This is a genomic window from Celeribacter sp. ULVN23_4, from assembly GCF_054788345.1.
In genome coordinates, this window is sequence record NZ_JBTVYO010000007.1 from 146,067 (window position 1) to 169,486 (window position 23,420).

The following is a 23,420-nucleotide window of genomic DNA, read 5'->3' on the forward strand; positions in this document are numbered from 1 at the left end:
TATTCGTTTCAGCAATCGATCTGCAAGGGGTATCTCTTTCTCATCGACAGGGCAGCAGCGCCCGGAACGACAGACATCAAAGAGAAACACTGAGAATACAAAGGATTGAAATATGACAGATCAAATCGAAACCGTAACTGGCCCGCAACTGAACAAACCTGCCCCGGCCTTTGAAGCGCTGACCACCGACGGGGTGAAAACGCTCGACGATTACAAAGGCAAATGGCTGATCCTGTTCTCCCACCCGGCCGATTTCACGCCTGTGTGCACCACGGAGTTCATCGGCTTTGCGGGCAAACAGGATGAGTTCAACGCCATGGGCGTGGAGCTGTTGGGCCTCTCCATCGACAGCCATTATTCTCACATCGCCTGGATGCTCAACATCAAGGAAAACTGGGGCGTCGAGATCAAGTTCCCGATCATCGCTGACCTCTCGATGAAAGTCGCCAACGCCTATGGCATGATCCAGCCGGGGGCATCCGACACGGCTGCAGTGCGGGCGACGTTCATCATTGATCCGAACGGCATTCTGCGCGCCATGGTTTACTATCCGATGAACGCGGGCCGCTCTGTGGACGAGATCCATCGCCTCGTGGTGGCACTGCAAGCCGCCGATGAGAATAAATGTGCAATGCCGGAAAACTGGAAGCCGGGGGATGCGGTGATTGTGCCGACGCCGCCGACCGCTGCGGCTGCGCAGGCGAAACTCGCCGAAGCGCCGGAAGGGCAGAATGTCGTGGATTGGTATTTCTCCACGCGTCAGCTCTGATCATAAAACCAAGACCCACGCACAAAAGCGAAGGGGCGCCAGATTGGCGCCCCTTTTCCTTATTTCTCCGGGCTTACCCCTGCGGGCGTTCCGCTCATTACCCCTGTGGCCTCTCAGCCCAACCGGCAAAGATTTTCTCCAGCGCCACCACGATGTAGTAGAGCAGGATGCCGAGGAAGGCCAAAGCGATCAGAACTGCGAACATCAGCGGATAGTCCGCATTGATCTTGCCGCTGTCAAAAAGATGGCCAAGCCCCTTGCCGTGCGGTTCCACGATTTCCATCAGGTTGGTGCCGATGAAAGCGAGCGTCACCGCGACTTTCAGCGCGCCGAAGAATTCCGGTAGGGTTTTCGGGAGGGCGATCTTCCAGAAAATCGTCCATTTCGACGCCCCGAGCGAGCGCAGAATGTCGCGATATTCCGGCTCCAAAGTCGACAAGCCAATGGAAACGGCTACGGAGATCGGGAAAAACGAGATCATGAAGGCGATCAGCACGGTGTTCAGATCATGATGCCCGATCAGGATCAGCGCCAGAACAGGCACGACCGTGGCTTTGGGAATGGCATTGAAACCCACGAGAAGCGGATACAGAGCGTCCCGCATGGTGCGCGAGAAGCCCATGATCATGCCGATCAGCGTGCCGACGACCACGGCGACCAAAAGCCCGACGACCGTGCGCCAGAGTGTCTGCCACCCGTAGATCAGGAAGAGGTTCCAGTATTTCGCATAGGCCGGGATCAGGTCGGAGGGGGAGGCCATCTTGTAGTTCGGCCATTGGTTGACCCAGACGATGAACTCCCAGAACGCGAGGAAGATGAGGATGGCGATGGTCGGCGTGGCGATTTTGCGGAAGGTTTTCATTATGCCGCCTCCTCGCCTTTGGCACGGCCCTGCGCGATCTCGATCTGATGGCGCAGACGATGCAGAATCTCGGTCGCTTCGGGGGTGTAGATCACCTCAAGATCGGTGCGCCCGTCGAGTTTGACGTTCTCGACATGCTGTGTCGTCGCGGGGCGACCGGAGAGCACGACCACCTCGTCAGCGAGGTAAACACTTTCGCGCAGATCGTGAGTGATCAGGACGCCGGTGAAGGGTTCTTCGGCGCGGAGCGCGTGCATGGTCTGCCAAAGGTCTTCGCGGGTGAAGGCGTCGAGCGCGCCGAAAGGTTCGTCCATGATCAAGACGTCGGGCTTGTGGACGATGGCGCGGCACAGGGAGGCGCGTTGGCGCATGCCGCCGGACAGCTCAGACGGACGTTTGTCCTCAAAACCCTCAAGGCCGACAAGCGCCAAAAGCTCGCGCCCACGTTCCTCTTTTTCGCGTTTGCTCATCTTGTTCGGCACGATCTCCAACGGCAAAAGCACGTTTTGCAGAATCGTCCGCCATTCCAGCATCACAGGGTTCTGGAAGGCCATGCCCACGGTCGAACGTGGGCTGGTGACTTTTTCACCGTGCAGCCAAACTTCGCCCTGATCGGGCTTCATCAGCCCCGCGACGAGTTTCGTCAGGGTGGATTTGCCACACCCCGACGGGCCGACGACGGCGCAAAATTCGCCCTCGGGCACGGAGATGTTGAGATCGTCGAGAACGGGGAGGGGGCCGTTGTCGGTTTTGTAGGCGTGGGTTACGCCTTTGATGTCTATGAGATTTGTCATTTTTGTCCGGTCTTGCCAGAGGCCCGCATGAAAACGGGCGCGAGCCAGATTGGTCCCGCGCCCGCCAAGGTGTCTCGGTGGAGATTACTTCAGCATGCGCGCGTCAGCGGCGGGGAGGTAATCTTCCGTGAAATAGAGGCTCGCGTCCGGCTCGGCCTTGAATTCGTAGACCATCTTGAGCTGCTCAAGAGAGCCTGCGAAGCGCTCTGCGTCGATGCCGCCCATGCCGTTCTCGGCGACATAGTCGGTGTAGACGTTGCCATCGAGGGCCAGTTCAAGACGACGGGTTTCCAGATCGAGATCGGAGGCCGGGTTGTACTTGATCATGTATTCGACGGCAGCCTTCGGATCGGCCATGGCGTCTTTCCAGCCGTGCAGTACAGCCTCGACGAAGCCTTTGACGGCGTCCGGGTTCTCGGTGGCGAAGTCGGTGTTTACGATCAACACGTTACCATAAAGGTTCACGCCGTAATCCGACATCATGATCGTCGAAATATCGTCTTCCGGCACACCGAGACGCACGAGGTTCAGGTAGGAGGAGAAGTTGAAGCCGGTGACGGCATCGACTTTACCTTCGGCGAGCATCGGCTCACGGGTCGGAAAGCCGACCGGCTCGACCTTGATTTTCGACATGTCGAGATCGTTCTCGGCGGCGAAGATCGGGAACTGGGCCCACGCGCCATCGGGCGGCGGAGCGCCGAGCACTTTGCCTTCGAGGTCTTTCGGAGCCTCAATGCCAAGCGATTTGCGGCCAACCACGGCAAAGGCCGGGGCGTCATAGACCATCATCATGCCGATGACGGGCGCGCCGGGGTTCTGGTCGAGGAATTTCACGAGGCTGTTGATATCGGCCATGCCGACCGGGAAAGCGCCGGTGGCCACTTTCGGGATCGCGTCGAGCGAGCCTTGGCCGGCAGAGATTTCCACGCTCAGCTCGGCGTCGGTGAAGTAGCCCTTCTCAAGGGCGGTGAAATACGGGGCGGCAGGGCCTTCGAATTTCCAGTCGAGCGCGAAGGGCATCGCGGTCTCGGCATAGGCTGCGGTCGCGGTGAGGGCGAAGGCGGCCATGGTGATGATGGATTTGTTGAACATGAAACTCCCCTATGTCGTTCCGGCGTAGCATGGCGCGGGGGCGATCCTACAGCGAGTTTCGAGTTCACAATTTTGTATACAATCGTGATGAATGATTAAAAAACGGGCGAGATATGCCATTTTTGCCCATTTGGTAAACAAAAAACGCGGCCACCCGAGGGATGGTCGCGTTTGGTAACCTTAAAGCGTTTCGACTTAAACCTGAATCAGGGTTTGAGCAGAAACGCGGTGCAACGTCCAAGCGGAGCGGGCGTTTCGACTTTATGTGATAGATCAAGTTAAAGTCGAAACGCTTTAGGCAAGGTTTAGAGTGTGATGCGGAACTGGGCGAATCCGTCTGCGCCTTCGCCCGCGTCTTCGATGGTCAGCCCTTCGAGATCGGCAAGGTGCGTGCGGGCCGCCGGACCGGTTTCAAACAACACGGTGGTGTCGCCCAGAGGTGCCAGGGACCAGTTGTTGTCGGCGGTCGGGTTGATCGTGCCCTGATCGACAATGTAGCGCACGATGATGTCGCGGTTGGTGTCCGGACCTTCGAAAATCACGGTGGAACCATCCGCACCGGGGAAGGTGCCGCCGCCGCCAGCGCGGTAGTTGTTGGTGGCGACAATGAATTCCATATCGTCGGTCACAGGTGCGCCGTTGAAGCTCAGATTGACGATCCGGGAGGCAGAGGCGTCGAGCACGCCGCCATCGGAATCGAAGCGCGAAGGCTGCGAAATGTCGATCTGGTAGGTCACGCCGTCGATCACGTCGAAGTTGTAGGAGGCGAAATCCGGGTTCAGCAGGAGCGCGTCTTTCGCGCCTTTCTCGACCTGATTGAACATGCCCGCAGAGCGTTCCAGCCAGCCTTTGAGCTGATCGCCATTGATGCGCACGGCGCGGATCGTGTTCGGGTAGAGATAGAGATCGGCCACGTTCTTGATCGCGACATCACCCGGAGCAACATCGGTGTAATACTCGGGACCACCACGTCCCCCGGCTTTGAACGGCGCTGCGGCGGAGAGGATCGGCAGGCCTTCGTGCTCGGTGCCTTTCATCATCTCGCCAATATACCAAAGCTGGGCGTTGGAGACGATTTGCACGGACGGATCATCTGCGACGAGCGCGAAATAGGAGTGCAGCGGCGCGGCGGTTTTGCCGACGGCGCGGCGCACGTAAGCGAGCGTCTGATCGTGAATGTCCTGCACGGAGGCCAGCACCGGTTCGACACTTTCAACCAGCGGTGTGATCGAGCGATCTTCCTCGCGGCGCGAAATCGGACGGGTTTCCACCGCGCTGGTGACGACACGCCATGCGCCGCCCTCTTTTTCCAGAAGAAGGTCCATGACCCCGAGGTGCGAGCCCCAATAGCCGCCCATCACGGCGGGTTTTCCGTGGATCAGGCCGTTCTTGCTGTCCACCGCCGCATAGCCGTCATAGGTCGGCGAGGGGAAGACAAGGTGGGAATGGCCGGTCAGGAGCGCGTCGATACCGTCGATTTCTGCGAGCGGAACGGAAGCGTTTTCCATGCCTTCGGTGTGATCGGCAGAGCCGATGCCGGAGTGGTTCAGCGCAATAATGATATCCGCGCCTTTCTCTTTCATCTCAGGCACATAGGCGCGGGCGGTTTCGACGATGTCGCGGGCGTTGACGCTGCCTTCGAGGTTCTTGCGGTCCCACATCATGATCTGCGGCGGCACGAAGCCGATGAGGCCGATCTTGATCGCATGTTTTTCACCAGCGCCATCCGTGACGTCGCGGTCGAGGATCACATAAGGCGGCAGAAGGGTGACGTCATCGCGTGGCGCGGCGCCCATTTCCTTGACGACGTTGGCGGAAATCACCGGGTAATGCGCACCCGCCAGCGCCTTCATCAGAAAGTCGATGCCGTAGTTGAATTCGTGGTTGCCGAGTGTCGAGGCATCAAAGCCCAGCGTGTTCATCGCGGTGATGACGGGGTGCATGTCCCCCTCTTTCATGCCGCGCTCATAGGCGATGTAGTCGCCCATCGGGTTGCCCTGTAGAAAATCGCCGTTGTCGAGCAGCATGGCGTTGGTCGCCTCCGCACGAACGTCCGCGATATGCGCGGCGGTGCGGGCGAGGCCAACGGTGTCTACGGGTTTGTCGGCGTAGTAGTCATAGGGAAAGACATGGACGTGCAAATCCGTGGTTTCCATGATCCGCAAATGCGCCTGATTGGTGCTGGCGCGCGCGGAAAAGGGGTGAAGAGCAATCAAGGCAGTACCTGCAATTGTGCCGGACAGAAAGCCGCGGCGATTTATGTCTTTGGTAGAATGATCCATCCTGTATCTCCTTTATGCTGAAGCAGGTTGGCGCGACCATTCATCTGTCACAAGACAAAGGTGTGACAAGGAAGAACTTACCAAGGCCTTTCCTCTGTGCAAACCGATTTGAATTGGCAATTTGCGCGAAAATTCACCCCAGAGTTGATTGCTCTGGTCCTTGCCGGGGCGAATCTTTTGATCCTAGCTGACGCATGTCGGCAGGGGGGACACAGGGGCGCGATGAAATCTTGGGAGAGGTTTGCCGAGGCTGGTTCTTGTTCCACAAGCCTCCTATGTCTGCGGTATGAAACAGACATGTGTTACACTCTCCGGCGGAACGCTGAATCGGGCTGCCCATCTGCGCGACGACCGCCCGGCAGGGCCGGACGCGAAGATCATCCCGCTTTGGCGCGGCAATCTGGCGATGCGCGATGACCGGCTTTGCCTGTTTGACGCTGTGGATGACAGCCTTCCGGGCGGCACGGATATTTTCCTTGGGCTTTTGCCGGATGAACGTCCGGTTTTTGCTCGTGACCTAGGTTTCCTGTCGCCGCCTGAGGGCGAAGCCCCGTCCCCGTGGTCGCAGGAAGGACTGGCGCTAGAGGCTTTGCCGGGCGTTCGGTTTTATGATTTGCGCGCGGTGATGACACGGCTCACGCCCTTGGAAGCGGAACTGGCGGCGACAGGCCGGGCCTTGTTCGATTGGCACCGCCGGCACGGGTTCTGCGCGACCTGCGGCGAGAAGACGCAACTGAGCAAGAGTGGCTGGCAGCGCGATTGTCTTGCCTGTGGAGCAGAGCATTATCCGCGCACGGACCCGGTGGTGATCATGCTGGTCACGCGGGGCAATGAGGTGCTTTTGGGGCGCAATCCCGCTTGGCCTCAGGGGATGTTCTCCCTGCTCGCCGGGTTTGTTGAGCCCGGTGAGCCGATCGAGGCCGCCGTCCGCCGCGAAGTGTTTGAGGAAGCGGGCGTGCGGGTCGGCGAGGTGAGCTATGTCACAAGCCAGCCTTGGCCCTTCCCGGCGTCTTTGATGTTCGGTTGTCGGGCGACGGCGCTGAGCACGGAGATCACCATTGATCCGGTCGAGATCGAAGACGCGCGTTGGTTCCGGCGTGAAGAGGTGGCTTTGGCGATGGCGGGGCGTCACCCCGAGATCACGGCAGCCAGAAAAGGCGCGGTGGCGCATGATCTGCTCAGCAAGTGGCTTGCAGACGCTTGGGAATGACGAAATAACATTTCCCGAGGGCTCATCGGGTAAGTAGCAGGTAAGCAGGCATGAAATTTTCGACCCGTCAGGATATAGAAGCCCCAGCGGCTTTTGTTTTCGACCGGATCACGGATTTCCAAGGTATGGAACGGCAAGCGATGCGCCGCGGCATTCAAGTCGCGCGCCGACGTGAGGAACAGCCGCGTGGACTGGGTGCGGCATGGACGCTCAAAGTGCCGTTTCGGGGGAAACTGCGTGATCTCGAAGCCGAGATTTCCGATTTTGACAGCCCGAATTCCCTTGGTGCGCATGCCGTCTCGGGCGGGTTGCACATGCTGTTGACCGTTGATCTGGTGCCGCTGTCGCAGCAGCGCACGCGTCTTACGTTTGGCTATGATGTGCGTCCGAAAACCCTGTCGGCGCGGATTTTGGTGCAATCGGTGAAATTCGCCAAAGGGACGCTTCAAAAGCGGTTCGAGAAGCGGATCACCGGTTATTGCGAGAACCTGTCAGAACAGTATCAGGGCGCCCCGAAATTCTGACCGGAGCGCCTGTTGTGTTGCCTGCGCGGGAACATCCCCGCGCGAGAGTTTGTCAGGATCGGCGCGGGTCGGCGGGGTAGACGCCGAGAATTTTCACCATCTCTGTGAAATAGCCCAGCTCGTCGAGTGCCAGTTGCACATTGCGGTCTTCCGGATGGCCTTCGATATCGGCGTAGAACTGCGTCGCGGTGAAGACGCCATCGACCATGTAGCTTTCCAGTTTGGTCATGTTCACGCCGTTGGTCGCAAAGCCGCCGAGAGCTTTGTACAGCGCGGCGGGGATGTTGCGGACGCGGAACATGAAAGCGGTGACCATCTTGTCCGAGCGGCGGGTGTAATCGGGCTGGCGCGCCATGATGAGGAAGCGGGTCGTGTTGAGCTTGTGGTCTTCGATGTGACGCTCAAGCACGTCGAGGCCGAGAATTTCGCCCGCAAGCTCGGAGGCGAACGCCCCAATGCTCGGATCGTTTTCCTCTTTGACGGAGCGCGCGGCGGCGGCGTTGTCGGACCAGCTCACGGTTTTCAGATCGTGATCACGGACGAATCCGCGCACCTGACCCAAAAGCACGGACATGGCACGGGCTTGTTTGATGTCTTCGGTTTTGGTGCCGGGCAGGCCAAGCAGGTTCACGTGCACCCGGACAAAGGTCTCACCGATGATGTGCAGGCCGGACTCCGGCAACAGGTGGTAGACGTCCTGAACCCGGCCATAGGTCGAGTTCTCAATGGCGATCATGCCGAGATCGGCAACGCCGGAGCGGACGGCTTCCATTGCGTCCTCGAATGTCGGGCAGGGTAGGGGCTCGTATTCCGGTCGGGCATCGACACAGGCCTGATGGGAATAAGAACCGAGTTCTCCCTGAAATGCGATCTTGCCGGTCATACTTTATCCCTTTTCCTGCGTCTCATTCGCGCTAACATCTGTCGGTTTCGGTCTTATACCTTGAAATGAATCAGGGGAAGCGGCTAGATATCGCGCGACGAACCTCTATGAACGGGACGCATTATGTTCAACACTATGACCCTTGTTAAGACCGCCGGTGGTGTCCTTGGCACCTTCCTGATCTTCCTTCTCGGAAACTGGGCCGCGACGTCTATCTACACCATGAAATCCGAAAGCCATGATGGCGAAGTCGTTCAGGCTTATGTCATCTCGACCGGAGAGGACGACGCTGCCGCAGAAGAGGTGGTTGAAGTGAGCTTCGACGATCTGCTGGCGTCTGCTGACCCGGCCAAGGGTGAAAAAGTGTTCGCCAAGTGTAAGGCCTGCCACAAAGTGGATGGTTCCAACAGCACCGGCCCGCACCTCGACGGTGTGTTCGGGCGTGATGTGGCTGCCGTTGGTGATTTCTCCTATTCCGATGCGATGGGCGCACATGGCGGTGTCTGGGACGCCGAGGCGCTCAACGTCTATCTGACCAGCCCGAAAGACGCGATTCCGGGCAACAAGATGTCCTTCGCCGGTCTGAAGAAAGACACGGACCGCGCCAATATCATCGCCTATCTCCAGTCGATTTCCGGCTGATCCGCCTGCGATATTTTGGCGCATCGCCTGCATGCGATGCAAATGAGCCCCCATCGGTCTTGCCGCTGGGGGTTTTCTTATGGCCTCGCCCGGAGATCACGCAATTTCGAGCGTATGTAACTTGCATGTCAGCGCCCCCGCACATTACCGTCACGGAGAGCATACAAGCCCGACGCGCAACGCACCCGGAGGACGACCATGACAGCACGCCCCGCCTTTTTGAAATCCCTTCCCGTTCTGGCCATTCTTGCCTTGGGAAGCAGCGGGGCTTCGGCGGAGGACACGACGACTTCGTCATGGTTCTCCGATTGGGGCGAAGTCAAATATGAGAAACCCTTCGATCATCTTGATTACGTCAATCCGGATGCGCCGAAAGGCGGAGAGATCGTTCTGGGCGGGGTCGGCACTTTCGACAGCATGAACCCCTATGCCACGCTCTCGGGAACCCCGGCGGCGTTTTCCTCCATCGGCTATGAGCGCATCATGACGAGCACGTCGGACGATCCGCTCGGGTCTTATTGTCTGTTGTGTGAGACGCTGGAATACCCGGGGTCTCAGGATTGGGTGATCTTTCACCTGCGCCATGACGTGACCTTCTCCGACGGTTCGCCCATGACGGCGGAGGATATCGCCTTCTCCTTCAATCTGCTGCTGGAGCAGGGCACGCCTTCGTACCGCACGGCGGTGAAGATGATGATCCCCGAGGTGGAGGTGATCGACGATTACACGATCAAGTTCACCTTCAACCCGGATATGCCGAAGAAAGGCATGATCGCGCAGGCCGGCTCGGTCCCCGCGTTCCAGAAGAAATGGTACGACGAGACGGGCGCGCGTCTTGATGAAAAGCGCTATGAGATTTCGCCGGGCACCGGGCCCTACGTGTTCTCGGCCTATAAGGCGGGGGAATGGGTCGAATACTCTCGCAATCCCGACTATTGGGGCAAGGATCTTCCTATCAAGGTGGGAACGGAGAACTTTGATAAGATCAAGGTGCTCTATTTCGGCGATACGATTGCCGCGTTCGAGGCGTTCAAATCCGGCGAGATCACCTTCCGTCTGGAGAACTCTTCGCTGAACTGGGCGACAGGCTATGATTTCCCGGCGCTCGACAAGGGCTATGTCGTGAAGGCGGAACTTCCCGACGGGTCTCTGCCTGCGGCGACCGGGTTCGTGTTCAACCTGCGGCGTGAGAAGTTGCAGGACGTCAATCTGCGCAAGGCGCTCGGGCTGATGTACAACTTCACCTGGACCAACGAGACGCTGCAATACGGGCTGTTCGCGCAGCGCGAGAGCTTCTGGGAAAATGACCAGCTCAAGGCCACGGGGCTGCCCGAAGGGCGCGAGCTTGAGATGCTCGACGAGGTGCGCGATCTGTTGCCTCCGGAGATTTTCACCGAAGAGGCGGTTCTGCCGCACACCTCCGGCGAAAAATCCCTCGACCGCCGCAACATGCGCAAGGCGCTCGCGCTGATGGCTGAGGCGGGTTACACGCCCGGCGATGACGGCAAGCTGCGCGACAAGGATGGCAAGGCGCTTGAGATCGAATTCCTCAGCTCCACCCCGACCTTCGACCGTATTCTGATCCCCTATGTGGAAAACCTCACCGCGCTGGGCGTGACGGCGACCTACAACCGGGTCGATCCGAGCCAGTATCAGGCCCGGACCCAGAGCTTTGATTATGACATCATCTATGATGGCTATAACAACGGTCTCGAAGAGGGGCAGGGCCTTGGCCAACGCTACGGGTCCGACGGGGTGAATGATATTTTCAACCCGGCGGGCTATTCCTCCGAGGCGGCGGACAAGCTGATCGACATGGTGATCGGTGCGAAAACCTACGAAGAGATGGCCGCCGGGGTGCGGGCGATCGACCGGGTGATGCGTCACGACTATTTCATCGTTCCGGCATGGTATCTCGACAAGCATTGGGTGGCTTACTACGACATGTATGAGCACCCGCCCGTCGATCAGATGCCGCCCTATGACCTCGGGTATCTTGATTTCTGGTGGTACAACGCCGACAAGGCGGCCGCGCTACGCGACGCCGGGGCGATCAAGTGATCCGGGAAAAGGACTGACATCCGATGGGAGCCTATATTCTCAGGCGTCTGCTGCTGATCGTGCCGACGCTGATCGGCATCATGATCGTGAACTTCGCCCTGACGCAATTTGTGCCCGGTGGTCCTGTGGAGCAGGTGCTGGCGCAAATTCAGGGGGAGGGCGATGTCTTCTCCAACATCAGCGGCGCGGGCGGTGACGTCGATGTCGTGCTGGACGACAGTATCGGGAACACCTCCGATTATGTCGGCGCGCGCGGGCTGCCGCCCGAATTCATTGCTGATCTGGAACGCCAGTTCGGTCTCGACAAACCGCCGCTGCAGCGCTTTCTCAGCATGATGTGGAACTATGTCCGCTTTGATTTCGGCGAGAGCTATTTCAAATCCGAGAAGGTGCTCGATATGGTCTGGGACAAGCTCCCGGTGTCGATCTCTCTCGGGCTTTGGGCGACGCTGATCTCCTATCTGATCTCGATCCCGCTTGGCATCCGTAAGGCCGTGAAAGACGGCTCGCGCTTTGACACTTGGACCTCCGGCATCATCATCGCCGCCTATGCGATCCCCGGCTTTCTCTTCGCGATCATGCTTTTGGTGCTGTTCGCGGGTGGCTCCTATTTCCAGATTTTCCCGCTCAGAGGCCTGACCTCGCCGGATTGGTCGCAAATGTCCATTCCGGGCAAGATTGCGGATTACTTCTGGCACATCGCCCTGCCGGTTCTGGCTTCGGTGATCTCCTCCTTCGCGACGCTGACGCTTTTGACCAAGAACTCCTTCCTTGATGAAATCCGCAAGCAATACGTGGTGACCGCCAAGGCCAAGGGGCTGCCGGAGCACCGCGTGCTCTACGGCCATGTCTTCCGCAACGCCATGATGATCGTGATTGCAGGCTTTCCGGGGCTGTTTCTTGGTGTGTTCTTCGGTGGCTCGGTGATCATCGAGACCTTGTTCTCCCTCGATGGGCTTGGGCGCATGGGCTATGAGGCCGCCTTGGCGCGCGATTATCCGGTGATCTTCGGCACGCTGTTCTTCTTTGGCCTCATCGGCCTCATCATCGGCATCCTGTCGGATCTGATGTATGTCTTCGTCGATCCGCGCATCGACTTCGAGCGGAGGGACACATGAAGATGTCCGAACTCAACCGGCGGCGCTGGCGCAACTTCCGCGCCAACCGTCGTGCCTATTGGTCGCTGATCCTATTTTCGATCCTCTTCGGCCTGTCGCTGTTCGCGGAGTTTCTGGCGAACGACAAACCGATCCTCGTGCAGTATCGCGGCAGCTATTACATGCCGATTTTCAAGTTCTACCCGGAGACCGAGTTCGGCGGCGATTTCCGCACCGAGGCGGTTTATCGCTATCCGGAAGTGCAATGTCTGATCGAGACGGGCGGTCTTGTGGACTGTTTTGACGATCCCGAAGCCTACATCGAGGACGCGAAAGACGGCGAAATCAACGGCGAGAAGATCGAGAAGGGCTGGATGATCTGGCCGCCGATCCGCTACTCGTTCAACACGCAGGTCGAAGGGCCGGGGGCCGCGCCTTCTCCGCCGACTTCGCAGAACTGGCTCGGCACGGATGACACCAAACGCGATGTCGTCGCGCGGGTGATCTACGGCTTCCGCCTGTCGGTGTTCTTCACGCTGATCGTGTCGATCGCTTCTTCCATCGTCGGCATCATCGCGGGCGCGATCCAAGGTTATTTCGGCGGGCGCACCGACCTTATTTTCCAGCGTGTGCTGGAGATTTGGGGCGCCATGCCTTCGCTCTATGTGATCATCATTCTGTTCGCCATTCTGGGGCGAAGTTTCTGGCTTTTGGTCGCGGTGACGATCCTCTTTGGCTGGACCGCGCTTGTCGGTGTGGTGCGAGCCGAATTCCTGCGGGCGCGGAACTTTGAATATATCCGTGCGGCGCGGGCGCTCGGGGTTGGCAACTGGACGATCATGTTCCGCCACATGCTGCCGAATGCGATGGTCGCGACGTTGACCATGTTGCCCTTCATCGTGACCGGCAATATCGGCACGTTGGCTTCGCTTGATTTTCTGGGCTTCGGTCTGCCGTCCTCTTACCCGTCTCTGGGCGAGATGACGCTTCAGGCGAAACAGAACCTTCAGGCGCCGTGGCTCGGTTTCACCGCGTTTTTCACCTATGCCATCATGCTGTCGCTGCTGGTCTTCATTTTCGAAGGCGTGCGCGATGCGTTTGACCCGAGGAAGACCTTCCGATGAGCCTTTTGGAGTACAAAGACCTGCGCGTCGGGTTCCGTCAGGACGGCAAGACGGTGGAGGCGGTCAAAGGCGTCAGCTTCGCCATTGAGAAGGGCGAGACGGTCGCGCTTGTGGGAGAATCCGGTTCCGGCAAATCGGTGACGGCGCTGTCTTGCGTGGACCTGTTGCCCGATACGGCCGTCACACAAGGCTCGATCACCTATCAGGGGCAGGAGCTTGTCGGCGCGTCGGAGAAAGAGCTGCGCAAGTTGCGCGGCAATGACATCAGTTTCATTTTCCAAGAACCGATGACATCGCTGAACCCGCTTCACACGCTGGAGAAACAGCTCGCCGAAGTGCTGCTGATCCACCACGGGATGACCGGAGAGCCTGCACGGGCGCGGGTGATTGAGCTGTTGGATCAGGTCGGTATTCATGACCCGGAAACCCGTTTGAAAGACTATCCGCACCAATTGTCGGGCGGGCAGCGGCAACGGGTGATGATTGCGATGGCGCTGGCCAACAAGCCGGAGCTTTTGGTCGCGGACGAGCCGACCACGGCGCTCGATGTGACGATTCAGGCGCAGATTTTGGAGCTTCTGGCGGAGCTGAAACAAAGCCTCGGCATGTCGATGCTCTTTATAACCCATGATCTGAACATCGTGCGCAAGATCGCAGATCGGGTCTGTGTCATGAAGAATGGCGAGATCGTTGAGGCCGGTCGGGCCGATGAGATTTTCGCCAATCCGCAACATCCCTACACGCAGATGCTTTTGGCTGCCGAGGCGACCGGGCATCCCGTTCCGGTGCCGGAAGGGGCGGAGGTCGTCGCCGAGACCAAAGACCTGCGCATCTGGTTCCCGATCCAGCGCGGTTTTCTGCGCAAGACGGTGGGCCATGTGAAAGCGGTGAATGCCGCAAGCTTTACCGTGCGCGAGGGCGAGACGGTGGGCATTGTCGGCGAATCCGGGTCCGGGAAAACCACGCTGGCGCTCGCTATGATGCGGCTGATCTCCTCCGAGGGGCCGGTGGTCGTGCTCGGGCAGGATGTGCAGGGCTGGTCGAACAAACGACTTCAACCGCTGCGGGCCGATATGCAGATTGTGTTTCAAGATCCTTACGGGTCTTTGTCGCCGCGTATGACCGTGGAGCAGATCATCGCCGAAGGGCTTGGCGTGCACCATGTCGAAGGCTACGCCTCGAAAGAGCAGGCGGTGATCGACATCATGCGCGAGGTCGGGCTCGATCCCGACACCCGCCATCGCTACCCGCATGAATTCTCCGGCGGTCAGCGTCAGCGGATCGCCATCGCCCGCGCAATGATCCTCAAGCCGCGTCTGGTGGTGCTGGACGAACCGACATCGGCGCTGGACATGACGGTGCAGGTGCAGATCGTGGAGCTTCTGCGCAAGCTGCAATCGACGCATAAGCTGGCGTACCTGTTCATCTCGCATGACCTGCGCGTGGTGCGCGCGCTCTCGCATCAGGTGCTGGTGATGAAGCGCGGCGATGTGGTCGAGATGGGCACGGCGGAAGAGATTTTTGAGACGCCGAAAGAGGCCTACACCCGCGCGCTTGTGCGCGCGGCGCTCGATCTCAAGGTCGAGGAGGGGGCGGGAGTCTGATCCTCCCCTGCCAAAAGCTCAAAGAAAAAGGCGACCGGTGAAGGTCGCCTTTTTTGATGTCTGGGGGTGGGCCAAGGCCTCAGGACGGCCCGATCGTATTGCAATCCGTGCCACGCGCTTCGAGGCGGCGGCAGGTCATCGCGGCCATCTCTTCGGTCATCCCAAGGAAATTCGCATCATAGCCCCGTTTGCTGCGCACAACTTTGCGCAGCGCGCCGTCGAGCATTTCCACTTCGGTCAGAGCGGTTCTGAGCAGGCTCTTGCGGGCCTCATATTCGGAGCCATAGGTGCCGATGTTGATCCCCCAGTACCGGTTGCCGGAGGTCGACAGGCGCGTGACCACTTCGGGTGCGCTCACCGCCGGTTCTGCAGAGACGGCCGTTGCGGTCGCAACCGCAGTTGTCGCCGATACAGCAGAGGTTTGCTCGATTGAGGCCAGCTGAAGCGTTGCTGGACGCGGCAGCGGCGCAATCGAGGGCACGAGGGTGGTATTGGTTTGAGCGCGCGCTGTTTCCGTCAGGATGGTGCTCGCTTCGGCGGTCGCGTCCTGAGCTGCAGCCAAGAGAGCGGCGTCTTGCTCGGCCTGAGCGAGCGCGTCCATCACGTCATCAGATGCGGCCACCAGAAGCTCTTCGGTTTCCGGCGGCAGGGATTTCATCGGGCGCGGCTTCGGAATGAGGCTTGATTTCATATTCGTGCTGACACGAATGATTTTCGAAGCCGTCGCAGGTGCTTCCTGATTGGCTGCGACCATGACGGTGTCGCCACCGACCTTGCCAAGGTAAGGCGGTTTTTGGGGTTTGTTCACGGCGACATTGCTTGGGGCGCGTTTGAAACCCAGATCCATCAGCTCAGACACTTTCTCGTTCCGAGAGGCGGAACTGCGGCCACCGAAAACGGTCGTGATGATGCGTTCATTGCCGTGACGCGCGGAGGCGACGAGGTTAAAGCCGGAAGCCGAGGTATACCCGGTTTTGATCCCGTCGGCGCCTTCATAGGATGTCAGGAAGCGCCGGTTGCTGTGCGCGACCGTGCGAACCCCGGCATCTGCCGTCAGGCGGGAGAACAGGTTGTAATATTCCGGATAGTCATAAAACAGGTGTCGCCCGAGGACGGTCATGTCCCGCGCGGTCGAGAGGTGTCCGGATTCGGTGAGACCGTTGGCGTTCTTGAACGTGGTGCGCGACATGCCAAGTTGCTTGGCGGTGCGGTTCATGCGCCGGGCAAAGGAGGCCTCGGAGCCTTCGATGGCTTCACCGATGGCGGTCGCGGCGTCATTGGCAGATTTGACGGCGGCGGCGCGGATCAGGTAGCGCAGTTTGATTTTCTGACCGGGGTGAAGGCCCAGTTTCGACGGCGGCTCAGCGGCGGCGTTGCGGGAGATCGTCACCTCATCATCGAGGGAAATCTCGCCATGCTCAATCGCCTGGAAGGCGATGTAGAGCGTCATCATCTTGGTGAGAGAGGCCGGGTGCAGCCGCGTGTCGGCGTTGGTGGCGTGAAGCACCTTGCCGTTGCGGGCATCCATCACCAGGGCGGCATATTCGGCGGCCATGGCGCGGGTCGACATCGCGATCATCATCGCGAAGACGATCAGAAGGAGGGGGATAATGCGTCCTGAAACGACACGAGATATACCCCGTGCCTGCACGTTGCTCTTCATGATAAATCTGCCTCGTTCTGCCGGATCATGTCGCCCGACTTGTCTTTGATGAAGACGGTAACACAGGCTTTGCGTCTAGAAAACAACCAATTTTCAAGGGTTTTCAAGGCGTGCAGAGATACAACGCCAGATTTGGTGTCCCGTATGGTTCAATCCACCAAATCAGCAATATGGTTGAGCTGTGGTTCAGAGAGACGTGATGAGCGCTGGTAAGTTTTTAAGCGTTTCCAGCGTGCGATAGCGGGGATGGCCCTCAGGAGCTTCCGCATGTTCGATTGCCCATGTGATGTTGTGCGGCACATAGACACCCCAAGCACCGGCCTCAATCGGGGGCAAAACATCTGATTTCATGGAGTTCCCGACCATCATGGCGCGTTCGGGGGTGATGTCGTGACGGGCAAAAATGCTACTGTAGACCGCAGGCGTTTTCGCTGAAACGACCTCGACCCCGTCGAACAGATCGCCCAGCCCTGACTGCGCCAGCTTGCGTTCCTGATCGAGCAGATCGCCTTTGGTCACCAGTAGAATTTCGTAGTCTTCGGCAAGCGTGCCGACCGTTTCCTCAACCCCATCGAGCAGATGAATCGGGTGGCGCAACATGTCCTGCCCCGCCGCGATCAATTCGGAAATCACGGAGGCGGGGACGCGTTCTTCGGTCACTTCAATCGCGGTTTCGATCATCGTCAGGACAAAGCCCTTGATGCCAAACCCGTAGTGACCAAGGTTCTTGCGTTCGGCGTCAAGGAGCCGCTCGGCGAGGTGATCCGGGTCTGTGAAGTCAGCCAGAAGCTCTGCGAATCTGTCCTGGGTGATGCGGAAAAACTGTTCGTTTTCCCACAGCGTGTCGTCGGCATCGAAGGCGATGGTGGCGATTTTTTCGGGCATATGAACGACGCTCCTTTACCCGTTCCGGCATAACCCCCTTTATTCATGCGTAAAAGAGGCTATATATCGGCGACAGATCCCGTGAAGATGCAGACCTAAGATAAAGCGGAGACGACAGAGTGATCCTCGCGCCTCAGATGATGGCAGACAATGACGACCGTTCGGATGACGACGGCGATGTCGGACTTGCGCTCAAAACCAAGCCGAAAACCAAACGTCCGCCGCTCTATAAAGTCTTGTTGTTGAACGACGATTATACGCCGATGGAATTCGTCGTTCTGGTGCTCGAACGCTTTTTCGGCATCGGTCATTCGCAAGCGACGGAGATCATGTTGACCGTACACAAGAAGGGATTGGCCGTTGTTGGCGTGTTTCCTTTCGAGATCGCGGAGACCAAGGTGCAGCAGGTGATGGAATTCGCCCGCCGTCATCAACACCCGCTGCAATGCACGATGGAAAAGGAATAGGCGCTTCGCCTGTTCTTGCGCGCCATGCTGTCCGCACGCCTTCCTCTGATCCTCGCCGGGCTTGAGCCGGTTGACGCCGTTGTCGTCTATCGACCGGCCGCGGATGTCGATCTGTCCGCTTTGGGGGCGGCGCGGGTTGAGATCGTTCAGGGCTTCAAACCTGCCGCCGATGCGCTTGAGGCGCGGGGCTTCAAGGTCACACCGAAAGCCGAAGGCCCGTTCGATCTTGCCGTGGTCATGGTGCCTCGCTCGAAAGCCGAGGCACGGGCGCTGGTCGCGGATGCGGTGAGCCGGGCGAAACGGGTGATCGTCGATGGCCAAAAGACCGACGGTATCGACAGCATTTTGAAAGATTTGAAAAAGCGTGTGGGCGTGGAGCAGGTCGTCTCCAAGGCGCATGGCAAGGCCGTGGCGTTTTCCTCGGGCGATCTGGCGGAGACCTTCTCCGACTGGGCCGACCCCGGCCCGCTGCATGTGATCGACGGTTTCACCACGCGTCTGGGCGTGTTTTCCGTGGACCGGATCGACAAGGCCTCCGCCGCACTGGCCGAGGCGCTGCCGGAAAAACTTCCGGCTCGTATTGCCGATCTCGGGGCGGGGTGGGGTTATCTGTCTCGTGCGATCCTGTCCCGCGAGGGGGTGAAAGACCTGCATGTGGTCGAAGCCGAAGCGGCCTCGCTCGCCTGTGCTAAGGATAACCTTGATGATCCGCGCGCGCATTTCCATTGGCAAGACGCGACACGCTTTGTGCCACCATCGCCGCTGGATGCGGTGATCATGAACCCGCCGTTTCATACTTCCCGCGCCGCTGATCCTGCGCTGGGGCAGGCGTTCATCGAAGCGGCCGCAAGGATGCTCGCACCTCATGGCGAGCTATGGCTTGTCGCGAACCGGCAATTGCCTTACGAGGCGACGCTTGCCGCCTGTTTCAGCAGCTATGCCGAGATTGGCGTCACGGGCGGTTTCAAATTGCTTCATGCCGCGAAACCTCTTCGCAAAGCGGCGCGGACCGCCTAAACCCGTTTAGGGGCTGACCAAATAGACAGGAGCCAGCATGAGCTTTTCTATCGAAGGCAAGACCGCCATCGTCACCGGGGCGGCCAATGGGGTTGGTCTCGCGATTGCACGCCATTTCGTGTCGCAAGGCGCTCGGGTGATGTGTGCCGATATGGACGAGGCCAGTCTTGTTGCCGAATATGGCGATCTGGCGGGCGGAGATGATCCGCAAATTGCCTATTTCGCCGGGGATCTCCGGGAAAAGCTGACCATCGCCAATCTTCTGTCGGCGACGATTGATGCCTTTGACGGCGTGGATATTCTTGTGAACGCCTCGCGTCAGGTGGCGATCAGCGATCCGCTTCTGGTCGAAGGCGATAATGTGTCTCAGCTTCTGGAGCAGAACCTCATGACCTCGCTGCGCCTGATCCAGCAGGTCGCGAAATGGATGATCAAGAATGCCGAGAAAAACGAAGATGACACAGCGCCCGTTGGTTCCATCGTGAACCTGTCCTCGATTGCGGCGCGGCGCTGTCAGCCGGAGCTTCTGGCGTTTTCGATTTCCTCGGGCGCGGTGGATCAGATGACGCGGGCGATGGCGGTGGCTCTGGCACCACACCGCATCCGCGTGAATGCGGTGGCTTTTGGCTCCGTCATGAGTTCAAGCCTCAAGGATATGCTCTCTGATAACCCCGACTATCGCGGCGAGATCATCGCGAAGACGCCGATGGGACGGGTTGCTCCGGCAACGGATGTTGCCGAAACCGTGCAATACCTCGTTTCTGAGGGCTCGGGCTTCATGACCGGTCAAATCCTGACCGTCGATGGGGGGCGCACTCTGGTCGATCCGGTGCTGGCGCCCACCCACTGATCAGGTGCTTATTCCGGGTATTGGACCTTGCAGGCATCAATGGCCGCATCGGCCTCGATCTGAAGCTGGGCTTCTTTCTTTTGAAGAGCGGCCAGTTTTGCGGCTTCGGCATCCAAATCGATCGCCTTCGGAACCTTCCGCGTCTGGACATCCGGCACCCGGCAGAAAATCGGCTTTCCGTCTTTATTCTCGCCGCACCGCTTGATGTCATAATCGATGTATTCTTTTTCGACCAAAGCATAGCCGCGGTCGAGATTGCCTTCGGCCTCTTTGATAAAGCTCTGAACCTGACGCAAATCCTTGGTCGCACGGGAGATGCACATTTGTTGTTCGGAACAGGCGGCAAGTAGCGGCAGAACCGCCAAAGCAATAAGCCAACGCATCGGAAATCTCCTTTCCCCATATACACGACAGCATAGCCTTTTTCCGTCGCAGGGGAAGGGCGCTTGCCCCCGGTGCGCTCATGCTGTTACCTCTGCGGACCGTGATCAGGAGGATGCCGATGCGCGAGAACATGACAGATGAGAAAGCTCGGGCGAGCGCGTGGTTCCGCGAACTGCGCAATCAGATCGTCTCAGCTTTCGAGGCTCTGGAAGACACGCAGGAGACCGGCCCCTTCGCCAGCCAGCCTGCGGGGCGTTTCGAGGTAACAGAAACCTCGCGCAGTTCCGAGGACGGATCGGATGCGGGCGGCGGTCTCATGTCCGTGATGCGGGGTGGCCGGGTGTTTGAGAAAATCGGCGTCAACATTTCCACGGTGTACGGGACGCTGGGTGAGCGGGCGCAAAACGCCATGGCGGCGCGCAAGGGTTTCCCGGAGATGAAGGACGATCCGCGTTTCTGGGCCTCCGGCATTTCTCTGGTCGCGCATATGCAGAACCCGCATACGCCCGCCGTTCATATGAACACGCGCATGTTCTGGACCCCGCATGGCTGGTGGTTCGGCGGCGGTTCCGATCTGAATCCCTGTATCGAATATGACGAGGACACGGCGGCCTTCCATGCGGTGCAGAAAGAGCACTGTGATCGCCATGATCCGGGATATTATCCGCGCTTCAAAGCTTGGGCGGATGAGTATTTCTTTATTCCGCACCGGGGCCGGGCGCGCGGTGTCGGCGGGATTTTCTACGATGATCTCAACACTGGCGACTGGGAAAAGGATTTCGCCTTCACGCAGGACGTGGGGCGCGCGTTCCTTCCGGCCTTCCTCGGCGTGACGGAAAAGCGGCGCACTACGCCGTGGGATGAGGCAGATAAAGACGCCCAGCTCGTCCATCGCGGTCTCTATGCCGAATACAATCTGGTCTATGACCGGGGCACGAAATTCGGGTTGGAGACGGGCCACAATCCGGATGCGGTTCTGATGTCGCTGCCGCCCATGGCGAAATGGGTGTGACGCCGAGAGCAATCGCTTCGCTCGGATTCACGAAAATTTCGGCTGCTATCGCCGCGCCATGTGTTTCGCCATGGCGCGGCGTTTGTATTTTTGCCTCACGTTGGCCTGAAGCTCTCGTGTCCCTTCCTGTGTAGGGCTTTCCCCGCATGCCGGGCGCTCTGGGTGGGAATGAGAACACGCAGGCTCACAATTGAGTTCTTGAGCGTTAGATTTTTTTGATACTATTCAAACGGTTGATGTGGTTGTCCCCTGTGGATGCGGTGCCCACGTGATGTTCATCAGACGGAAAACGCCTGAGATTATGACATCAAAAGGAACCGCGTCATGAAAACTCAAACGAAACTCGTTGGACTTGGTCTTGTCAGCATGCTGGCCCTTTCTCCCGCCGTTGCGGCCTTTGCAGAGCAGAGCGCCTCGACGCCTGCGGCCGCAAATGCAACCGACACGGCAACGCAGGACAAGCTTGCGTTTGAAACTTCGGAAAGTACCAAAGACGCTTTGCAGAATGTGCATGCCGCGCGGATTGCCTTGTTCGAGGGCGATACCGATCTGGCCAAAAGTCTGACGGGTGCAGCCGTCGATGAGTTCACGGGCGCGCAGAAAACCGCGGCGGATATCGAGATCAAATCCGATCAGACGAAGGATAAGGACGACATGTATGTGCCCTTCGAGACCTCAGTGAGCCTCGCGGAAGGGTTCATGCCGACGGACGCCAACAAGGAAGATATGTCGAAAGCCGGCAAACATCTGGCGCAGGGCGATCAGCAGAAGGCGCTCGAAGTGTTGAAACTGGCGAAAGTCGATATCGACTATACGGCGCTCATGGTGCCGATCAACGGCAGCGTTAACAACATTCAGCAGGCCTCCGATCAGATCGCGAAGGGCGACTATTACGCGGCGAACCTGTCGTTGAAAGCGATCGAGGATTCGATTGTCGCCGGGGACTTCAGCTTGAACGATCTTCCGCAGCAAGGCAGTTCCGCGAGCTGAATGCGGCACTCTCTAAAAGCAATGCCCGCCGGGAGAGATCTCTCGCGGCGGGCATTGGTGTGAAATTTGGTGGGAGCTCTTAGCCTTGGTTCTCGCGCAGGGTCTCGATCATCAGGCTGACGTTGTCCGGATCCGCGTCCGGCGTAATGCCGTGGCCGAGGTTGAAGATGTGCGGGCCTTTGGAGAAGGCGTCACGGACATGGCGCACCTCGTCGATCAGAGCTTGGCCGCCCGTCACCATATGGGACGAGGCGAGGTTGCCCTGCACGCAGCCGTCTTTCTGCACATTCGCAGCGCCCCATTCCGGGGTGATGGAATTGTCGAGCGCGACACAATCGACGTCGGTTTTGGCGTGGAAACCGATATAGCCCTCGCCCGCTTCGCGCGGGAAGCCGATCACCGGGATTCCGGGATGACGCGCTTTCAGCTCGGCGGTGATTTTGCGGGTCGGCTCAACGGCGTATTTCTCAAAAGCCTCGCCCTTGAGGCTCCCGGCCCAGCTGTCAAAGATTTTGACGACTTCGGCTCCCGCCTGAATTTGCTGGTCGAGATATTCAATTGTGCCTTCGGTCAGCAGGTCGATGACCTTCTCGAAGAGTTCTGTGTTGCCTTCGCGCAGCGCATGGGCCGGGCCCTGATCTTTTGTGCCGCGCCCGGCGATCATGTAGGTGGCAACGGTCCAGGGCGCACCGGCAAACCCGATCAGCGTCGTCTCTTTCGGCAGTTCGCGCGACAGGATGCGCACGGTCTCATAGATCGGTGCGAGCTTGTCATGGATGTCATCCTTGCTTTTGAGTGCGGCAAAGTCGTCGTCCGACTGAATGGTCGAAAGACGCGGGCCCTCGCCGGTGACGAACCAAAGGTCCGCCCCCAGAGCCTGCGGCAGCAGGAGAATATCGGCAAAAAGGATCGCGGCGTCGAAGCCGTAGCGCCGGATCGGTTGCAGGGTCACTTCGGCGGCAAGATCGGAATTGTAGCACAGCGACAGGAAATCTCCGGCCTCGGCTCGCGTGGCGCGATATTCGGGCAGGTAACGCCCGGCCTGACGCATCATCCAGATCGGCGGCACTTTCTGCACTTCGCCTCTGAGCGCTTTCAGGATCGTTTTCTCGGTCATCGCGGCCTCCCGTTTTCGTTCCCGCACTCGTCCCCGCCTTGCGCTCTTTTGTCAAGGCACAGAGGGGCTTTTCCCCGCTTGTCAGGCCGAT

Annotated in this window: 22 protein-coding genes; 13 read left to right on the top strand and 9 right to left on the bottom strand. The window is 59.0% G+C overall.

Annotated elements, in window-relative coordinates; all coding sequences use genetic code 11:
• The first annotated feature begins 112 nt into the window (after positions 1-112).
• A complete protein-coding gene (locus ACYBHZ_RS15250; protein WP_460275132.1) occupies positions 113-769 on the top strand; it encodes a peroxiredoxin in 657 nt (218 codons plus the stop codon).
• A 97-nt stretch (positions 770-866) separates the two neighbouring features.
• Here the strand turns inward: ACYBHZ_RS15250 and ACYBHZ_RS15255 are convergent, their stop codons facing one another.
• The 4 genes from ACYBHZ_RS15255 to ACYBHZ_RS15270 all read right to left on the bottom strand — a co-directional run bounded on the left by ACYBHZ_RS15255 (position 867) and on the right by ACYBHZ_RS15270 (position 5,799).
• On the bottom strand, positions 867-1,631 hold the full coding sequence (locus ACYBHZ_RS15255; protein ID WP_460275133.1) for an ABC transporter permease: 765 nt from the start codon (positions 1,629-1,631) through the stop codon (positions 867-869).
• A complete protein-coding gene (locus ACYBHZ_RS15260; protein ID WP_460275134.1) occupies positions 1,631-2,425 on the bottom strand; it encodes an ABC transporter ATP-binding protein in 795 nt (264 codons plus the stop codon). Before ACYBHZ_RS15260 ends, ACYBHZ_RS15255 begins: the two co-directional genes overlap by 1 nt.
• An 84-nt stretch (positions 2,426-2,509) precedes the next feature.
• The gene (locus ACYBHZ_RS15265; RefSeq protein ID WP_460275136.1) at positions 2,510-3,517 is read right to left on the bottom strand and encodes an ABC transporter substrate-binding protein; all 1,008 of its coding nucleotides are present in this window, start codon (positions 3,515-3,517) and stop codon (positions 2,510-2,512) included.
• A 305-nt stretch (positions 3,518-3,822) separates the two neighbouring features.
• On the bottom strand, positions 3,823-5,799 hold the full coding sequence (locus ACYBHZ_RS15270; protein ID WP_460275138.1) for a bifunctional 2',3'-cyclic-nucleotide 2'-phosphodiesterase/3'-nucleotidase: 1,977 nt from the start codon (positions 5,797-5,799) through the stop codon (positions 3,823-3,825).
• 286 nt (positions 5,800-6,085) lie between these two features.
• On the opposite strand from ACYBHZ_RS15270, the gene nudC reads away from it, so the two are divergent.
• Both nudC and ACYBHZ_RS15280 read left to right on the top strand, forming a co-directional pair.
• The gene (nudC, locus tag ACYBHZ_RS15275; protein ID WP_460275140.1) at positions 6,086-7,009 is read left to right on the top strand and encodes an NAD(+) diphosphatase; all 924 of its coding nucleotides are present in this window, start codon (positions 6,086-6,088) and stop codon (positions 7,007-7,009) included.
• Between the two features lie 50 nt (positions 7,010-7,059).
• Positions 7,060-7,533: an SRPBCC family protein gene (locus ACYBHZ_RS15280; protein WP_460275142.1), complete on the top strand. Its 474-nt coding sequence runs from the start codon at positions 7,060-7,062 to the stop codon at positions 7,531-7,533.
• A 52-nt stretch (positions 7,534-7,585) separates the two neighbouring features.
• Here ACYBHZ_RS15280 and ACYBHZ_RS15285 read toward each other — a convergent pair whose 3' ends face one another.
• Positions 7,586-8,416 carry a prephenate dehydratase gene (locus ACYBHZ_RS15285; RefSeq protein WP_460275143.1) on the bottom strand — a complete coding sequence of 277 codons (831 nt, stop codon included), beginning with the start codon at positions 8,414-8,416 and terminating at the stop codon, positions 7,586-7,588.
• A 123-nt stretch (positions 8,417-8,539) separates the two neighbouring features.
• On the opposite strand from ACYBHZ_RS15285, the gene ACYBHZ_RS15290 reads away from it, so the two are divergent.
• From ACYBHZ_RS15290 to ACYBHZ_RS15310, 5 genes are all read left to right on the top strand, one after another.
• Positions 8,540-9,058: a c-type cytochrome gene (locus tag ACYBHZ_RS15290; protein ID WP_460275144.1), complete on the top strand. Its 519-nt coding sequence runs from the start codon at positions 8,540-8,542 to the stop codon at positions 9,056-9,058.
• A 198-nt stretch (positions 9,059-9,256) separates the two neighbouring features.
• Positions 9,257-11,119 carry an extracellular solute-binding protein gene (locus ACYBHZ_RS15295; RefSeq protein ID WP_460275145.1) on the top strand — a complete coding sequence of 621 codons (1,863 nt, stop codon included), beginning with the start codon at positions 9,257-9,259 and terminating at the stop codon, positions 11,117-11,119.
• Positions 11,120-11,142: 23 nt separating this feature from the next.
• Positions 11,143-12,237 (top strand): microcin C ABC transporter permease YejB, encoded by a 1,095-nt coding sequence (locus ACYBHZ_RS15300; RefSeq protein ID WP_460275147.1) that lies wholly within the window; start codon positions 11,143-11,145, stop codon positions 12,235-12,237.
• Positions 12,234-13,340: an ABC transporter permease gene (locus ACYBHZ_RS15305; protein ID WP_460275148.1), complete on the top strand. Its 1,107-nt coding sequence runs from the start codon at positions 12,234-12,236 to the stop codon at positions 13,338-13,340. The genes ACYBHZ_RS15300 and ACYBHZ_RS15305 overlap by 4 nt, the downstream gene beginning before the upstream one ends.
• Positions 13,337-14,944 carry an ABC transporter ATP-binding protein gene (locus ACYBHZ_RS15310; RefSeq protein WP_460275149.1) on the top strand — a complete coding sequence of 536 codons (1,608 nt, stop codon included), beginning with the start codon at positions 13,337-13,339 and terminating at the stop codon, positions 14,942-14,944. The genes ACYBHZ_RS15305 and ACYBHZ_RS15310 overlap by 4 nt, the downstream gene beginning before the upstream one ends.
• 79 nt (positions 14,945-15,023) lie before the next feature.
• On the opposite strand, the gene ACYBHZ_RS15315 is transcribed toward ACYBHZ_RS15310, so the two are convergent.
• Positions 15,024-16,607, bottom strand: a complete 1,584-nt coding sequence (locus ACYBHZ_RS15315) for a D-alanyl-D-alanine carboxypeptidase family protein (protein WP_460275150.1) — start codon at positions 16,605-16,607, stop codon at positions 15,024-15,026.
• 186 nt (positions 16,608-16,793) lie between these two features.
• A complete protein-coding gene (locus ACYBHZ_RS15320) occupies positions 16,794-17,492 on the bottom strand; it encodes an HAD family hydrolase (RefSeq protein WP_460275151.1) in 699 nt (232 codons plus the stop codon).
• Between the two features lie 140 nt (positions 17,493-17,632).
• On the opposite strand from ACYBHZ_RS15320, the gene clpS reads away from it, so the two are divergent.
• Genes clpS through ACYBHZ_RS15335 form a run of 3 tightly spaced genes read left to right on the top strand, consistent with a single transcriptional unit; the run spans position 17,633 to position 19,826 of the window.
• Positions 17,633-17,959: an ATP-dependent Clp protease adapter ClpS gene (gene clpS, locus ACYBHZ_RS15325; protein WP_460275227.1), complete on the top strand. Its 327-nt coding sequence runs from the start codon at positions 17,633-17,635 to the stop codon at positions 17,957-17,959.
• A gap of 24 nt (positions 17,960-17,983) precedes the next feature.
• On the top strand, positions 17,984-18,976 hold the full coding sequence (locus ACYBHZ_RS15330) for a methyltransferase (protein ID WP_460275152.1): 993 nt from the start codon (positions 17,984-17,986) through the stop codon (positions 18,974-18,976).
• A gap of 37 nt (positions 18,977-19,013) precedes the next feature.
• Positions 19,014-19,826, top strand: a complete 813-nt coding sequence (locus tag ACYBHZ_RS15335) for an SDR family NAD(P)-dependent oxidoreductase (RefSeq protein ID WP_460275153.1) — start codon at positions 19,014-19,016, stop codon at positions 19,824-19,826.
• Positions 19,827-19,834: 8 nt separating this feature from the next.
• On the opposite strand, the gene ACYBHZ_RS15340 is transcribed toward ACYBHZ_RS15335, so the two are convergent.
• Positions 19,835-20,209 (bottom strand): hypothetical protein, encoded by a 375-nt coding sequence (locus ACYBHZ_RS15340; RefSeq protein WP_460275154.1) that lies wholly within the window; start codon positions 20,207-20,209, stop codon positions 19,835-19,837.
• Positions 20,210-20,328: 119 nt separating this feature from the next.
• On the opposite strand from ACYBHZ_RS15340, the gene hemF reads away from it, so the two are divergent.
• A complete protein-coding gene (gene hemF / locus ACYBHZ_RS15345) occupies positions 20,329-21,222 on the top strand; it encodes an oxygen-dependent coproporphyrinogen oxidase (protein ID WP_460275155.1) in 894 nt (297 codons plus the stop codon).
• 324 nt (positions 21,223-21,546) lie between these two features.
• Positions 21,547-22,212: a YfdX family protein gene (locus ACYBHZ_RS15350; RefSeq protein WP_460275156.1), complete on the top strand. Its 666-nt coding sequence runs from the start codon at positions 21,547-21,549 to the stop codon at positions 22,210-22,212.
• A 79-nt stretch (positions 22,213-22,291) separates the two neighbouring features.
• On the opposite strand, the gene hemE is transcribed toward ACYBHZ_RS15350, so the two are convergent.
• Complete coding sequence (hemE, locus tag ACYBHZ_RS15355; RefSeq protein WP_460275157.1) at positions 22,292-23,329, bottom strand: uroporphyrinogen decarboxylase; 1,038 nt, start codon at positions 23,327-23,329, stop codon at positions 22,292-22,294.
• Between the last annotated feature and the right edge of the window lie 91 nt (positions 23,330-23,420).

What these genes read in the sequence shown, in the direction of transcription:
- ACYBHZ_RS15270 (WP_460275138.1), bottom strand. Translation starts at nt 5,799, where the DNA reads ATGGATCATTCTACCAAAGACATAAATCGCCGCGGCTTTCTGTCCGGC.
- ACYBHZ_RS15260 (WP_460275134.1), bottom strand. Translation starts at nt 2,425, where the DNA reads ATGACAAATCTCATAGACATCAAAGGCGTAACCCACGCCTACAAAACC.
- clpS (WP_460275227.1), top strand. Translation starts at nt 17,633, where the DNA reads ATGGCAGACAATGACGACCGTTCGGATGACGACGGCGATGTCGGACTT.
- ACYBHZ_RS15310 (WP_460275149.1), top strand. Translation starts at nt 13,337, where the DNA reads ATGAGCCTTTTGGAGTACAAAGACCTGCGCGTCGGGTTCCGTCAGGAC.
- ACYBHZ_RS15290 (WP_460275144.1), top strand. Translation starts at nt 8,540, where the DNA reads ATGTTCAACACTATGACCCTTGTTAAGACCGCCGGTGGTGTCCTTGGC.
- ACYBHZ_RS15300 (WP_460275147.1), top strand. Translation starts at nt 11,143, where the DNA reads ATGGGAGCCTATATTCTCAGGCGTCTGCTGCTGATCGTGCCGACGCTG.
- ACYBHZ_RS15295 (WP_460275145.1), top strand. Translation starts at nt 9,257, where the DNA reads ATGACAGCACGCCCCGCCTTTTTGAAATCCCTTCCCGTTCTGGCCATT.
- ACYBHZ_RS15255 (WP_460275133.1), bottom strand. Translation starts at nt 1,631, where the DNA reads ATGAAAACCTTCCGCAAAATCGCCACGCCGACCATCGCCATCCTCATC.
- ACYBHZ_RS15250 (WP_460275132.1), top strand. Translation starts at nt 113, where the DNA reads ATGACAGATCAAATCGAAACCGTAACTGGCCCGCAACTGAACAAACCT.
- nudC (WP_460275140.1), top strand. Translation starts at nt 6,086, where the DNA reads ATGAAACAGACATGTGTTACACTCTCCGGCGGAACGCTGAATCGGGCT.
- ACYBHZ_RS15285 (WP_460275143.1), bottom strand. Translation starts at nt 8,416, where the DNA reads ATGACCGGCAAGATCGCATTTCAGGGAGAACTCGGTTCTTATTCCCAT.
- ACYBHZ_RS15265 (WP_460275136.1), bottom strand. Translation starts at nt 3,517, where the DNA reads ATGTTCAACAAATCCATCATCACCATGGCCGCCTTCGCCCTCACCGCG.
- ACYBHZ_RS15305 (WP_460275148.1), top strand. Translation starts at nt 12,234, where the DNA reads ATGAAGATGTCCGAACTCAACCGGCGGCGCTGGCGCAACTTCCGCGCC.
- ACYBHZ_RS15340 (WP_460275154.1), bottom strand. Translation starts at nt 20,209, where the DNA reads ATGCGTTGGCTTATTGCTTTGGCGGTTCTGCCGCTACTTGCCGCCTGT.
- ACYBHZ_RS15335 (WP_460275153.1), top strand. Translation starts at nt 19,014, where the DNA reads ATGAGCTTTTCTATCGAAGGCAAGACCGCCATCGTCACCGGGGCGGCC.
- ACYBHZ_RS15350 (WP_460275156.1), top strand. Translation starts at nt 21,547, where the DNA reads ATGAAAACTCAAACGAAACTCGTTGGACTTGGTCTTGTCAGCATGCTG.
- ACYBHZ_RS15320 (WP_460275151.1), bottom strand. Translation starts at nt 17,492, where the DNA reads ATGCCCGAAAAAATCGCCACCATCGCCTTCGATGCCGACGACACGCTG.
- hemE (WP_460275157.1), bottom strand. Translation starts at nt 23,329, where the DNA reads ATGACCGAGAAAACGATCCTGAAAGCGCTCAGAGGCGAAGTGCAGAAA.
- ACYBHZ_RS15280 (WP_460275142.1), top strand. Translation starts at nt 7,060, where the DNA reads ATGAAATTTTCGACCCGTCAGGATATAGAAGCCCCAGCGGCTTTTGTT.
- hemF (WP_460275155.1), top strand. Translation starts at nt 20,329, where the DNA reads ATGCGCGAGAACATGACAGATGAGAAAGCTCGGGCGAGCGCGTGGTTC.
- ACYBHZ_RS15315 (WP_460275150.1), bottom strand. Translation starts at nt 16,607, where the DNA reads ATGAAGAGCAACGTGCAGGCACGGGGTATATCTCGTGTCGTTTCAGGA.
- ACYBHZ_RS15330 (WP_460275152.1), top strand. Translation starts at nt 17,984, where the DNA reads ATGCTGTCCGCACGCCTTCCTCTGATCCTCGCCGGGCTTGAGCCGGTT.